Raw genomic sequence first — 14,274 nt, 5'->3', positions numbered from 1 at the left:
TTCACTTCACTCCTTGCATCAATTTAGGTTTTGCCAGTGGAATCGGAGCGGCTTCACCCGCCTCCATACTCTTGATAAAAGCAAGCAGGGTTTCTTTTTCCGTGATGACGGTAATTCCCGCTTCAAGAGCCTGAATGCGTTTCTTCTTCATTTCTCCGTTATCCTGGTTATTGAAATAGACCGCTGCTTCGGCGGAGTCCACCCACTCATGGAATCCTGCTTCTCCGGAAGTACGATAGACTTGAAGATCGTCGATATCTCCATCGACGAAAATTGTGCCTCCGTTCTGCACGTGATCATGCAGCGGTTCAAATACCTTGAACATTGCTTCTTCCACCGTATGTCCAAGGCACATCCCTTCTCCGGTCGATTTCATATTCGCTCCCAGGATGTGGTCAAGTTCAGGAAGGGCGTGGGAAGAAAAGACCGGATATTTTACCGCCACGGTTTCAAGATCGGCGCCCGCCGGTGCAGGGAACGAATCGATCTTCAGATGCCCGTCACATAAAAGGTCGGCTGCCATTTCAATTAATGAAAAGCCGATGACCTTGCTGATGATCGGCACTGTCCGGCTTGCCCGCGGATTGACTTCCAATATGAATACCTCTTCCCCCTGAAGGAGGAACTGGATATTCATGATTCCTTTATAATTCAGGGCAGAGACGACTTTCCCGGCATAGTCCGCGATTTCACTTATGACTTTGGCGGACAGTGATTGAGCAGGAAAAATGGCCATGCTGTCTCCCGAATGAACGCCGGCCCGTTCAATATGCTCCATGATGCCCGGTATATAGGCATTCTCTCCGTCTGCCACCAAATCGATTTCGGCTTCTGCACCCGTTTTGAATTCATCGACAAGGACCGGGAAATAGTCTTCGTCAGCTTCCTGGAGCCACTTATGGAGTTCATCCTTCGATTCCAATTTGACCATGCCCTTACCGCCGATGACATAAGACGGACGGCACAAAATCGGGAATTGCAGATCCTTTGCTGCCTTCAGTGCCTGGGATTTGCTGTGACAGATATCTCCTTTTACGCGGGGAATCTTCAGCCCATCAAGCAATTGATAGAATCTGTCACGGTCTTCGACGGCATCAATGGTGTCAGAAGTGATACCAAGCAGATGAACCCCTCTTTTTTCTAAAAGAGGCGCAAGATTCAAGGCGGTCTGTCCCCCGAATTGAACGAGGACGGTATCGATACCCTCATGTTCAATGATTGCCATGACGCTCTCTTCTGTGACCGGCTCGAAATACAGTCGGTCTGCCGTTTCATAATCGGTGCTCACCGTTTCAGGATTATTATTCACGATGATCGTTTTGTAGCCGTGATCCTGGAGGCGCTGATTCGCTTTGACTGCACTGTAGTCGAACTCCACTCCCTGTCCGATCCGGATCGGACCGGACCCGATGATAAGCGCCTTCTTTTCGCCGGAAAGCGGCTCTATTTCATTTTCACCCCAGTAGGTGGAGTACGCATAGTTGGTGATCGCTTCGAATTCGCCTGCGCATGTGTCGACCATTTTGAAGCCCGGTCTGATCCCGAGAGCCTGGCGCAGAGACGTTACATCGCTTTCCCCGGTGCCTGAAAGTCTTGCAATATCACGGTCTTCGAATCTATATTTTTTGGACAGCTCCAGGAGTTCAGGACTTAAAGGTTCCAGCTGCAGCTTACTCTCTACCTTCAACAGATTTTCAAGGACGGACAGAAACAGTTGATCGATTCCTGTTTTGTCAAGAAGCTCATCCATGCCTACGCCTCTTCTCATCAGCTCCACCAGCTGAAAGAAGCGGATGTCCGTCGGGGATTCGATTGCGTCGAGGAGCTCCCCGTCCGGCAATGACACAAGTCCTTCCTTAAGGGATAGACCCACCGCACCGATGTCCAGGGATTGGACCGCCTTTTGAAAGGCTGCTTCCATCGTCCGTTCAATCGCCATCACTTCCCCGGTCGCTTTCATTTTCGTACCGAGACGGCGGTTTCCTTCAGGGAACTTATCGAACGGCCAGCGAGGGAACTTTACGACCACATAATCAAGCGCAGGTTCAAAGCTTGCATACGTCGTCCTTGTCAGAGGATTGATGATTTCATCCAATGAATAGCCGACGGCCAGCTTGACGGCGATTTTCGCAATCGGGTAGCCGGTCGCTTTCGAGGCCAGTGCCGATGAACGGCTGACCCGCGGATTGACTTCAATGACGTAGTATTGATTGCTGTCAGGGTCTAAAGCAAACTGTATATTGCAGCCTCCCACGACTTCGAGGGCATTGATGATATCAAAAGCAGCCGTACGGAGCATATGGAACTCCTGATCCCTCAAGGTCTGGGAAGGGGCAACGACGATCGAATCACCGGTGTGGACCCCTACCGGATCAAAATTTTCCATGTTGCATACCGATATACAATTTCCTTTCGAATCTCTCATCACTTCATACTCGATTTCCTTGAAGCCTGCAATGCTCTTTTCCACAAGGATCTGATTGATCGGGCTTGCTTTCAACCCGGTCTGGACAAGCTTGACGTACTCTTCTTCCGTGGATGCGATCCCGCCTCCTCTTCCTCCCAGTGTATAAGCCGGGCGGACAATGATCGGCAGCGAAATCCTTTCGGCAAAAGCAAGCGCAGCTTTGACGTCCTCCACGATTTCACTTTCAGCGACCGGATGGCCGAGCTCGTTCATGAGGGTACGGAATTTTTCACGGTCTTCCCCCTTCTGGATCGACTCCACCGAGGTACCGAGCAGCTTCACGTCGTATTTATCGAGTACCCCTTTTTCATGGAGCTCCACGGCAAGATTGAGCGCCGTCTGCCCGCCAAGATTCGCCACCAGGCCGTCTGGCTTCTCCTTTTCAATGATGCCTGTGACCGTTTTTACCGTCAGAGGCTCACAGTAGACGGTGTCGGCATTTTCGGTGTCTGTCATGATCGTCGCCGGATTATGGTTCACGAGGACGACTTCATATCCGTCTTCCTTCAGGGCAAGGCAGCCCTGGGTGCCTGAATAATCGAACTCTGCTGCCTGACCGATGATGATCGGTCCGGATCCGATGACGAGGATCTTCTGAATACTTGAATCTTTAGGCATAAATCTTCTCTCTCCCTGGTTGTTTGATGGATTGATAGAATTCTTCAAAGATGTACGATGCATCTTCGGGACCGGGACGCGCCTCCGGATGGAATTGCACGGATAGAATCGGTTTCGTCTCATGCTGCAGTCCTTCTACAGAACCATCGTTCACATTGAGAAAACGAGGCTTGAGATTCGTCCCTTTTAAACTCTCATCCTCGACGACATAGTTGTGATTCTGGGACGTCAGGTAAACCCGGCCTGTTCCGTAATCGATGACCGGATGATTTGCACCCCTGTGGCCGAACAGCAGCTTTCGGGTATTGCCCCCCAGTGCCAGGGCGATCAGTTGATGACCCAGGCAAATTCCGAGCGTCGGGAGTGTCAGGATATATTCTTTCAGTTGCGGCAGTATGCCCCCCATTTCTTTCGGGTCGCCGGGTCCGTTGGATATGACGATTGCATCCGGCTCCAGCTTCTGAAGTAATTCCAGACGGTCATATGGCATGACGGTGACCGAACAATCCATATCCACAAGGCTCGTGATGATTGACTTCTTCACCCCGAAATCAATCAGGACGACTTGTATACTCCCGCTTCCATACCTGCTTACTTCTGCCGATGCCACTTGTTCAATCTGGCCCTTCAGCGTATGGGAAGGGGGAATTCGTGCTGATGAACTCATACATGCATTCTGGCTCCCCAGCTCCCTGATCGTTTTCACCACCTGGCGGGTGTCCACTCCCGTCATATAAGGAATATTCCATTTTCGTAGATACTCTTTAAGGGAAGACGTCGCCTGATAATGCGAATAAACGTCCGGACAATGAAGCATTACTACCCCTTTGACCTGAGGTTCTGCACTTTCGGAATCACTTTCATTAATTCCATACTGGCCGATCAGCGGATAGGTGAAGACCACGATTTGATCTTTATAGGAAGGATCCGTGAGCACCTCCTGATAACCCGTCATACCTGTAAAAAACACGATCTCGCCGACAACGGTCCCGTTGCAGCCGGGGGACAATTCTCCCTTGAAGACGGTCCCGTTTTCCAAACTTAAGCAGCCGGTCATGATGTATCCCTCCAATAAGTGAATTTTTATTATAAAATAAGTATTTTTATACATTTCTGATTAAAAAAATTTATCTGGCCGCTTCCGCCGTTTGTTGACTGAGGCAGTGTTCCAGTATCGAGAGTGCTTCCTGAAGTTCCTCTTCGGTGACGTTCAAAGGCGGGAGCAGACGGATGACATCCGGCCCTGCAGGAAGTGTCAGCAGCCCGTTTTCCCGCAGGCGCCCGATCGGCCCCTTCGCTTCTTCCGTCAATTGGATGCCGATCATGAAGCCTTCCCCCCTTATCTCTTTCACAAGAGGCAATGACTCAAGTTTATGTTTAAGGGACTGGATAAATGCTTCAGACTTTTCTTTCACTTCTTTTAAAAATGACTCGTCGATGATAGTCTCCAAAGTCGCCTTCACTGCGGCCATCGCCAGGGGATTCCCTCCAAAGGTGGATCCGTGGGTGCCGGGTGAAAATGTGTCAACGAGCTCTTTCTTTCCGATCATCGCCCCGACCGGGAATCCGCTTCCGAGACCCTTCGCAGCTGTCACAATATCAGGCTGCAGAGGGTAATGCTGAAAAGCAAATGGCTCTCCGGTGCGCCCGATCCCTGTCTGCACTTCATCTATGATCAGAAGGGCACCGAGTTCCCTGCACTTATTCTCTACTTCTTTTAGAAACTTTTCCGTTCCCGGATGGACTCCGCCTTCCCCCTGGATCACTTCGACCATGATTCCCGCAATATCGTCACCATCAACGTCACCCAGCGCTTTCACGTCGTTAAAAGGCAGGTATTCAAAAGCCGGCAGCAGCGGACCGAATCCGCTGTGGATCTTCTCCTGGCCTGTTGCGCTCATCGTCGCGAATGTGCGGCCATGGAAGGATTGTTTAAAGGTCAGAATTTTTGTTTTACCCGTATGTTTTTTGGCCAGTTTGATTGCCGCTTCGTTCGCTTCCGCCCCGCTGTTGCAGAAGAATACCGCATCCAGCCCGCTTGCATCAGCCAGAAGACCGGCAGCCTCTTCCTGTACGGATAGCTGGAACAGATTCGACACATGCCAAAGTTTATCAAGCTGTTCTTGCACCGCTTGCTTGACCGCTTCCGGGGTGTGGCCGAGATTGCAGACCGCGATGCCCGCTATAAAGTCCAGATATGTCTTTCCCCCGGCGTCTTTCACCTTTGTTCCTTCACCTTCAACCAGTTCGACATCCAATCGATTGTACACAGGGAATAAGTGACTCATGAGGCCGCAACCCCTCCTTTATCTTTGATTTTTGTACCAAGTATGCTGCCGTCTTTAAAAATCGCCTGCTGTCCGCCTGTGATCATCACTTCTTTCAGATGGGGCGACAATGCGGAAAGCGCCGAGTTCACCTTCGGGATCATCCCTCCCGAAATCACACCGTCCGCAATCATCCCCTCGATCTCTCCAGCGGTTGTGTCAGGAATCAATTTTCCGTCATGAAGGATACCGGGTACATCGGTAACGTATAAAAGCTTTTCCGCTGCTGCTGCTTTCGCAATCGCAGCAGCAGCGAGGTCGGCATTGACATTCACCTTAGTCCCTTCTTTCGTAAGGGCAAGAGGCGCAATCACAGGGAGATATCCTTCTGAAATCAATACTCTCAGCAACCCGGTGTTCACTTCTTCAATTTCACCGACCAATCCAAGTGACTCCCTGTCAATCAAGGAAGCAGTCAATAAATTGGCGTCATAGCCGCAGATTCCGACTGCGTTCAATCCGTGGCCGTTCAGTTTACCGGTAAGGTGGCCGTTCACTTTTCCTTTCAGCATCATTTCAGCGACTTCCAGAACGGCGGCCGTAGTTTTGCGCTGTCCGTTTATGAACGCCGTTTCGATATTGAGCCTGTTGAGCATAGTGGTGATTTCCGGGCCTCCGCCGTGGACAATCACCGCGTTGTACTCTTTCACCAAGTCGGCAAGGCTCATGAAAAATTGCGGGGAAAGTCTGTACAGGATGCTCCCTCCGAGTTTGATGACAAGCGTCTCACGTCCGGTAGCTGGCATTGATTTTGACATAGTCATACGTTAAATCACACCCCCAGGCTTTTCCTTCTCCTGCGCCGTCCTTTAAAAAGACGCTGATTTCTACACATTCTTCGTTTTTCATATAGTCACTGACACTCTGTTCATTGAAGGCTTGCGGGGTGCCTTCAGAGAAAACAAGTTCCCTGCCAATGTATATATCACATAAGTCAGGCTGCAGGACTGCAGGGCTGTGCCCCATTGCCCCGACGATCCTTCCCCAGTTTGGGTCTGCCCCGTAAATGGCTGTCTTGACGAGATTCGAGCCCACTATTTTCTTCGCGATGGTCTTGGCATCCCCGTCCGAGTGTGCCCCTTTCACCGACACTTCCACCAGTTTGGTTGCACCTTCCCCGTCACGGGCGATCTGTTTTGCCAGGTCTTCACATAAAAGAGTCAGTCCTTCCTGGAAGTTCCCCCAGTCAGGATGATTTTCATTTAACGGCTTATGACCTGCCGTTCCATTCGCCATCACGATGACCATATCGTTCGTAGACGTCTCACCGTCGACGGTGATCTGGTTGAATGTGGTATTGACTGCTTTCTTCAAGGCGCTTTGAAGGACCGGGGCTGAGATATTCGCATCCGTTGTGATGAATCCGAGCATCGTCCCCATGTTGGGATGGATCATTCCCGAACCCTTGGCAGCACCCCCGATCGTGATGGTTTTTCCGTCTGCCGTCACTTCAACACAAGCCGCCTTTTCAACTATATCTGTCGTCAGGATCGCCTGCTGAAATGATTTGGCACTGTTGTAATCCTTATGGACCGCAATATTGCTGCAGCCCTGTTCGATCTTTTTCATCGGGAGGCACTCACCGATCACTCCGGTTGAGGCAACGGCAACATACTCCTCAGGCAGTCTAAAGCGTTTTGCGATCAATTCCCGCATTTTATAGGCATCCTTCAGTCCCTGTTCACCCGTGCACGCATTGGCGATTGCACTGTTGCACACAATTGCCTGAAGTAGGCCAGCGGAGGCGATGCTCTGCTGCGTCACTTTTAACGGGGCCGCCTGAAAATGACTTTCGGTATAAACCGCTGCGCTCTGTGCAGGTCTTTCACTATAAATGACGCCAAAATCCTTTTTCTCATAACGAAGTCCGATATGGATGCCTCCTGCCTTAAAGCCCGCCGGGGATAATATGCCTCCCCCTTCAACCTTCTGCACTGCTTTTTTCTCAATGACACTCACAACTCTCTCCTCCTTTTATGGATAGGCTGTTTTCTATAAGGTTGCTGCCTTTCGTAAATAGACTTATAGCCTGAATATAGCTTGTGGACGTGCTCTTTTCGATCTAAAGCTTACGCACCAGATGGACGGACAAGCGAAAAATACCCAAGTTCCGGTATTTTCTTGTGTTCAACTCAGGCAAAGTATGCGAAAAGAGCCTATGGATAAATAGGATAATAGTGAAGGCCTGCCGTTTCTTCGAGACCAAATAAGAGATTCATATTCTGTACTGCCTGGCCTGCCGCGCCTTTTATCAGATTGTCGATGACGGACACGATGGTGACTCTGCCTGTCCTTGAATCTGTTTTTATCGCAATATCACAGAAATTGGTCCCGAATACTTCTTTCGTGCCGGGGTATTGGCCGATCGGCCGTATGCGTACAAACGGGCTGCCGCTGTAAAAACGGCGGTATTCTTCATGGAGTTCACCGGTTGTTTTTTCCTTTTGAAGATCGCAATAGACTGTCGCCATGATGCCCCTGGTCATTGGAATGAGATGCGTCGAAAAGGTGATCGGTCCTGTCTCGGCGTCCCACTTCTTCAACTGCTGTTCGATTTCCGGGGTGTGCTGGTGTTCATGCACCTTGTATATCCGCAAATTTTCCTGAGTTTCTGAAAAGTGGCCAGATAACGAGGGTTTCCTTCCCGCCCCTGAAAGACCGGTTTTGGCATCGATGATGATTGAATCCGGCTTTATCAGCTTGTTCTGTATCAGCGGAGCAAGAGCCAAAAGGGAAGCTGTCGGGAAACAGCCCGGGTTTGCAATCAGATCAGCTTCTTTAATGGCCCCTTGATTGCATTCTGTCAGTCCGTATACCGCTTCTTTCAAGACCGAGGGATCTGCAGCCCCGCCTTTGTACCAGTCCTCATATTCCTTTGGATCCTGCAGCCGCAGGTCTCCGGAAAGATCAATGACTTTCGCTTTCCCATCCAGAAGCTGAGGTGTCATCTCTTTTGAAATTCCCGCGGGAACCGCCAGGAACACTGCATCGAGCTCTTTCATTTCATCAATCTGAATCTCCCGGACCCGATCATTTGTCAATCCGGTCAGATGGGGATACTGCTCGGCATAGGATTCTCCCTTTAAGCTTGATGAATATAAAATACACCCATCAATCGCAGGATGATTCGACAGCAGGCGATGAAGCTCCACCCCTCCATATCCGGTAGATCCAACAATTCCAACATTCATCAATCAGTCACCACACTCAGTAGATTTAAATTAGGTCTAATTATATGACTGCATAAAAATAAAATCAATAGTATATTTATTAAAATTTAAACATCATTCTTTCTCCCTAAATAAAAAGCCCGTGCCTCAGCGCTTTAAAGCACCGGGGGACGGGCGTTCATTTTTTTAACAGTTAAAATTGTTCGGCTTCGGTCGATCCTTTCAGGGCCGTCGTGGATGAAGTACCGCCTGAGATCACCATGGATACCTCATCAAAGTAGCCGGTTCCCACTTCACGCTGATGCCTTGTGGCAGAATAGCCGTGCACCTCACTTGCGAATTCCGCTTGCTGCAGCTCGGAGTATGCGGCCATTCCACGATCCTTATAGCCTCTTGCCAGTTCGAACATACTGTGATTCAATGCATGGAAGCCTGCAAGCGTAACAAATTGGAACTTATAACCCATCTTGCCCAGCTCAACCTGGAATTTCGCGATCGTTTCATCATCAAGCTTCTTCTTCCAGTTGAAAGATGGCGAGCAGTTATAGGCAAGCAGCTTACCAGGATGCTCTTTATGAATCGCTTCCGCAAACTGACGGGCTTCCTCAAGGTTCGGCTCGGATGTTTCACACCACACAAGGTCAGCGTACGGTGCATAAGCAAGGCCCCTCGCGATTGCCTGATCGAGTCCCGCCTTCGTGCGGAAGAACCCTTCCGGTGTACGCTCTCCGGTGATAAAAGGCGCATCATATGAATCGACGTCACTCGTGATCAAGTCCGCTGCGTTAGCATCCGTACGGGCAACGATCAATGTCGGCGTTCCCATGACATCCGCCGCCAGACGGGCTGAGATCAAGTTCTTTACAGCCGTTTGAGTAGGAAGAAGTACTTTCCCGCCTAGGTGTCCGCATTTCTTCTCTGAGGAAAGCTGATCTTCAAAGTGAACAGCCGATGCACCGGACTCGATCATGCCTTTCATCAATTCAAACACATTCAGCTGCCCGCCGAATCCTGCTTCTGCGTCGGCAACAATCGGGACAAACCAGTCAATCGATTCATCGCCTTCCACATAATGAACCTGGTCCGCACGCTGAAGGGCCTGGTTGATGCGCTTAACGACTGATGGTACAGAGTTCGCTGGATATAAGCTTTGATCAGGGTACATATGGCCTGACAGATTGGCGTCCGCCGCTACCTGCCAGCCGCTTAAGTAGATTGCCTTCAGCCCTGCCCTTACCTGCTGGACGGCCTGATTTCCGGTTAAGGCACCGAGCGCATTGATATAGTCTTCTTCGTGAAGCAAATCCCAAAGCTTCTCCGATCCCCGCTTTGCCAATGTATGCTCAATATCGATGGATCCCCTCAAACGGATGACGTCCTCCGCTGAAAACGGTCTGGATACACCGCGCCATCTTTCATCCATTTCCCAGCTTTCCTGTAAAACCATTGCACGTTCATTCATACTGTTCTTTGTCATTGATCTCTCTCCCTTTTCATTGTTTTAAACATAGTGGGTAATACTTAAGTATTTGTCAGCGGATGGATACAGATAATTTGCAGGTATTGCGCATCTGTGTTGTGAGGAATGTCATGGAGTGATGTCTGTGATGAATGTAGGAACACGCTCTGTATTCATTGTTATAATACAGATTAATTATCATATTTGTATTATATAACAGTAAGTTTGCAGATGGAACCTTTTTTTAAGTATTTTTATTCGACAAATTTCGCACACAAAAAAAAGACCACGGAAGCGGCCTTGATTTTTCAAGGAGATTGTAATCCCTCTATTTCTTATGTTTCAGCCTGTAAATGATATAGGCAATCAGGTTTGCCGGAAGGAATAAAGGATTGATTTGGGTATTCTGATGAAGGAACGCTTCACCGAAAGGCATCTCATCAAATACCTCTCCCGCTTTACGTTTATGCTTTTCCTTCTCTTCCTCCATCGCTTTAATGTAGCGGTATTGAACCGGAATCATGACTAGCGTAATGACAAACAGGACCGAAGCAATCAATAATCCAACGGAGTAAAATTCATTCAAATAAATCCCTCCTTTATGTAACATACGTATGACTGATAAGCAGGTTTCATTTTTATCGAAAAAGTAAAAAAACCGGCCATGCCAATGACAGGACCGGTCCTTCAATTACTCGTAAATGTGCAGATAGGTTTCCTTGCTTCCTTTTTTCTTCACGACCAGCGCCTCGGGGCCGTATGAAGAGTTAATAAGCAGTTCCACGTTCCAGCTTTCTGGAGTGTTCTTTCCGATCAAGCTGGACAGTTGGCGTGCAAACCCGATTGTTTCCGCTTTGCCATTATAGGTCAGCGCCACTTCCATATTCATGTCTGTGAGCTTCCCGCCTTGATACAGCGCTTCTCCCGTTACGCCGGTGAACACCGGGAAGTAGCCTTCGATTTCTTTCTTCAGATCTTGGAAAATCTTATTGTCTTCCGGGTGGTCTTCAGCTGCATCCGGTGACGGGAAAATATAGTAATCTTCATTGATCCCTTCCCAATTCTGAATGTTATCGGTCCCGGGCTCCACAGTTGCATAGGCAAAGAATTGACCTGGAACAACCTGCTGCTTAGGAGCTTGTTTATACAGAGCAATCATGATGGGCACGTTTTTAAGTTCTTCTTTCTGCCTCAGTCTTTTCATTACCTCGCCGGCCATCTTCGCCCCTTCTTCCTTCAGAACGTCATTGCTGATGTTCTTGACCATCCTCGTTCCGTTTGAGAGATTGGTTTCATAATTGACCGAATTCAATGAAAGTGCGATGACCACACCGCCGAGCCTTACTTTGTTATCATCTTTCTTTTTCACCAAATAATTATGCTCCACGATATGTGCGAGATAGATCGGTGCATCTTCACCTTTTGGCTGCACCGGATTCAACCCCAGATTCTCGCTTTCCTTCAACCCTTTGTCGTCAAGCTGTTCACTCGTGAACTTACGCTGAAGCCAGCTGTCGACCATTTTCTTCGTCAGGAACTGCCCCTCTTTAAAGAAATACTGATCGGTTGAAAAACGGTTCTGGGCGACGCGCAGCAATCCATTTTCAATCTCATTGATATCATACCGGGAACCCAGATCATTGACGACTACCCCGCGCGCTTTACTGGTATCGTAAGGGAGCATCGTCTTATAGTAATCGTTTGAAATTTGAAAGTTAGGAATGATCGCCTTTTTCGATTCACTGTCCTGGTTCTCCTGAACGACTTGATCCTGCTTTTCAAACGTCGGCGCACAGCCGCCGAGTATCAACAGGGCGGCTAATACGGCCGAGAGCCTTTTTTTCATTACGTCCTACACCTCTTATCGGTTAAGTTCTTCCATCAGCTTGTCCTCATCCCAAACTTCTATATCAAGTTCATTCGCTTTTGTCAGTTTTGATCCTGCGTCTTCACCGGCAATGACAAGGTCCGTTTTCTTGCTCACGCTACCCGTCACTTTACCTCCGAGCATTTCGATTTTCTCTTTTGCTTCATTCCGGCTCAGTTGTTCTATTTTCCCCGTCAACACAATGGTTTTCCCTGCAAAGTAAGAATCAGCTTCACTGGCCGCCACTGGCTTTGGACCTTTATATACCATGTTGACCCCGGCTTCCTTCAGCTCTTCGATCAGCTCTTTCACTTCGTCATTTTCAAAATAAGCGACGACCGCATCGGCCATTTTCTCACCGATTTCGTTGATATTTGTCAGCTCTTCCTTAGAAACTGACATCAGCTTGTCCATTGAATCGAATTCCTGGGCAAGGGTCTTGGCCGCTTTGGCACCTACATGACGGATGCCGAGTCCGAACAGCAGCTTCTCCAGGGAATTCGATTTCGAAGCTTCGATCGCCTGCAGGAGGTTATCGACGGACTTCTCACCCATCCGCTCAAGCTGAAGGAGCTGATCGCGTTCCAATTTATACAGATCGGCCACATCTTCGATTAACTGCTCACGGAACAGCTGACTGATGACCTTCTCACCAAGCCCGTCGATATTCATCGCATTTCTGGAGACAAAATGGATCAATCCCTCACGGATCTGGGCAGGACACTTCGGATTGATGCAGCGAAGCGCCACTTCTCCTTCCAGCCTGACAAGCTCGCTTTCACATTCCGGACAATGCGTCGGCATGCTGAATTCCTTCTCTTCACCTGTTCTCTGTTCCTCCAGCACGTTCACAACCTCAGGGATGATGTCCCCTGCTTTCTTAATGACAACATGATCTCCGATTTTGATATCCTTTTCCCTGATGAGATCTTCGTTGTGCAGGGAGGCCCGCTGAACGGTCGTACCTGCAACCCTCACCGGCTCAAGGATGGCAGTCGGTGTAACCACGCCGGTCCGTCCGACACTCAATTCGATCTCTTTTAAAATCGTGACCACTTCTTCAGCCGGAAATTTGAACGCGATTGCCCAGCGCGGACTTTTCGCCGTCGTGCCGAGGGCTTTCTGCTGGTCCAATGAATCTACCTTGATGACGATGCCGTCGATGTCATATGAAAGATCCGGGCGTCTTTCCGTCCAGCTCTCCACATACTGAAGGACTTCCTCTATATCTGCACAGCGCTTTCGTTCAGGATTTGTTTTGAACCCGAGGTGGTCCAGCCGGTTGAGACCTTCACTGTGAGAGTCTATACCTGTATCCCCGATGTCTGCCAGGGCATACAGGAAAATATCCAGATTTCGGGATGCAGCAATTTTGGGGTCGAGCTGACGCAGTGATCCCGCGGCTGCATTCCTCGGATTCGCAAACGGTTCTTCTCCCTTTTCCTCTTTCACTTTATTCAACGCTTCAAAAGACCGCTTCGGCATGAAGGCTTCACCGCGTACTTCAAACGAAAGGGGTTCCTTGATCTTCAATGGAATGGAACGGATCGTCTTAAGGTTGGCTGTGATATCCTCCCCTATCGACCCGTCCCCGCGTGTCGCACCTTGCACGAATGCCCCGTTTTCATAGCGGAGGGACACGGCCAGGCCGTCGATCTTGAGTTCACATACATACGAGAAATCATCCCCGACAGCCTGGCGTACGCGTCGGTCGAAATCACGGAGATCCTGTTCATTGAAGGCATTCCCTAGACTGAGCATTTGACTGCGGTGTTCCACTTTCTCAAATGCATCGAGAACCGTCCCCCCGACCCTTTGGGAAGGAGAATCTGCCGTTCTCAGTTCAGGGTGCTGATCCTCGAGTTCGATCAGTTCCCTCAGCAGCTGGTCATATTCGGAATCGGGAACTGAAGGTTTATCGAGGACATGATATTCGTAATTGTATTGATTTAAAAGTTCGTGCAGGTCGTGCACGCGTTTTTCAGCCGATTGTCGGTCCATTCTAACAACCCTTTCATGCTAATCTTTCACGCTTATTGAACAAGTGTTTAACTTTATGAACGTTGATTTAACGATGTTTTTGGATGTTGATCAAACGTTTGTTTAATTGGTTTAGGAACTTTGAATGCCGCTGTTGATTTCCGTGGAAGACTTCGCTTTCCGCGGGTAGCCCGTGAGCCTCCTCGGTCGTCTCCGAGGGGTTAATTGTCTACCTACAGGGCTTAGAGGCACATGTCATAAGCCAAACCGACCAAGAAGGCAAAAAACGCCTTCGTGGCCGATTCGTCTTATGCCACACGCCTCTCTTCAAAGCCCTTCCGCTTTTCTGATAGGAGTCTTCGTCTTCCACTCCAATCAACAGCTGG

At 49.2% G+C, this 14,274-nt stretch carries 10 protein-coding genes; all 10 read right to left on the bottom strand.

Features of this window, described 5'->3' with window-relative positions; genetic code table 11:
* Window position 1 precedes the first annotated feature (1 nt).
* Window positions 2–3,085: a carbamoyl phosphate synthase large subunit gene (locus BHE18_RS15125; protein ID WP_071619368.1), complete on the bottom strand. Its 3,084-nt coding sequence runs from the start codon at window positions 3,083–3,085 to the stop codon at window positions 2–4.
* Window positions 3,078–4,142 (bottom strand): carbamoyl phosphate synthase small subunit, encoded by a 1,065-nt coding sequence (locus BHE18_RS15120; RefSeq protein WP_071619367.1) that lies wholly within the window; start codon window positions 4,140–4,142, stop codon window positions 3,078–3,080. Before BHE18_RS15120 ends, BHE18_RS15125 begins: the two co-directional genes overlap by 8 nt.
* Window positions 4,143–4,212: 70 nt before the next feature.
* Window positions 4,213–5,373, bottom strand: a complete 1,161-nt coding sequence (locus tag BHE18_RS15115) for an acetylornithine transaminase (RefSeq protein ID WP_071619366.1) — start codon at window positions 5,371–5,373, stop codon at window positions 4,213–4,215.
* The gene (argB, locus tag BHE18_RS15110; RefSeq protein ID WP_141771896.1) at window positions 5,370–6,176 is read right to left on the bottom strand and encodes an acetylglutamate kinase; all 807 of its coding nucleotides are present in this window, start codon (window positions 6,174–6,176) and stop codon (window positions 5,370–5,372) included. The genes BHE18_RS15115 and argB overlap by 4 nt, the downstream gene beginning before the upstream one ends.
* Complete coding sequence (gene argJ, locus BHE18_RS15105; RefSeq protein ID WP_071619364.1) at window positions 6,139–7,371, bottom strand: bifunctional ornithine acetyltransferase/N-acetylglutamate synthase; 1,233 nt, start codon at window positions 7,369–7,371, stop codon at window positions 6,139–6,141. Before argJ ends, argB begins: the two co-directional genes overlap by 38 nt.
* Before the next feature lie 197 nt (window positions 7,372–7,568).
* Window positions 7,569–8,603 carry an N-acetyl-gamma-glutamyl-phosphate reductase gene (gene argC / locus BHE18_RS15100; protein WP_071619363.1) on the bottom strand — a complete coding sequence of 345 codons (1,035 nt, stop codon included), beginning with the start codon at window positions 8,601–8,603 and terminating at the stop codon, window positions 7,569–7,571.
* Between the two features lie 172 nt (window positions 8,604–8,775).
* Window positions 8,776–10,059 carry an isocitrate lyase gene (aceA, locus tag BHE18_RS15095; protein ID WP_235860337.1) on the bottom strand — a complete coding sequence of 428 codons (1,284 nt, stop codon included), beginning with the start codon at window positions 10,057–10,059 and terminating at the stop codon, window positions 8,776–8,778.
* A gap of 310 nt (window positions 10,060–10,369) precedes the next feature.
* A complete protein-coding gene (locus BHE18_RS15090; RefSeq protein WP_171910721.1) occupies window positions 10,370–10,627 on the bottom strand; it encodes a DUF3949 domain-containing protein in 258 nt (85 codons plus the stop codon).
* Window positions 10,628–10,732: 105 nt separating this feature from the next.
* Window positions 10,733–11,887 carry a CamS family sex pheromone protein gene (locus BHE18_RS15085; RefSeq protein ID WP_071619362.1) on the bottom strand — a complete coding sequence of 385 codons (1,155 nt, stop codon included), beginning with the start codon at window positions 11,885–11,887 and terminating at the stop codon, window positions 10,733–10,735.
* A 15-nt stretch (window positions 11,888–11,902) separates the two neighbouring features.
* Window positions 11,903–13,909 (bottom strand): NAD-dependent DNA ligase LigA, encoded by a 2,007-nt coding sequence (gene ligA / locus BHE18_RS15080; RefSeq protein WP_071619361.1) that lies wholly within the window; start codon window positions 13,907–13,909, stop codon window positions 11,903–11,905.
* Window positions 13,910–14,274: the final 365 nt, after the last annotated feature.

Origin of the sequence: Rossellomorea aquimaris (assembly GCF_001877785.1) — a bacterium.
Classification (GTDB): domain Bacteria; phylum Bacillota; class Bacilli; order Bacillales; family Bacillaceae_B; genus Rossellomorea; species Rossellomorea aquimaris_A.
This window is presented reverse-complemented; position numbering and strand designations above follow the sequence as displayed.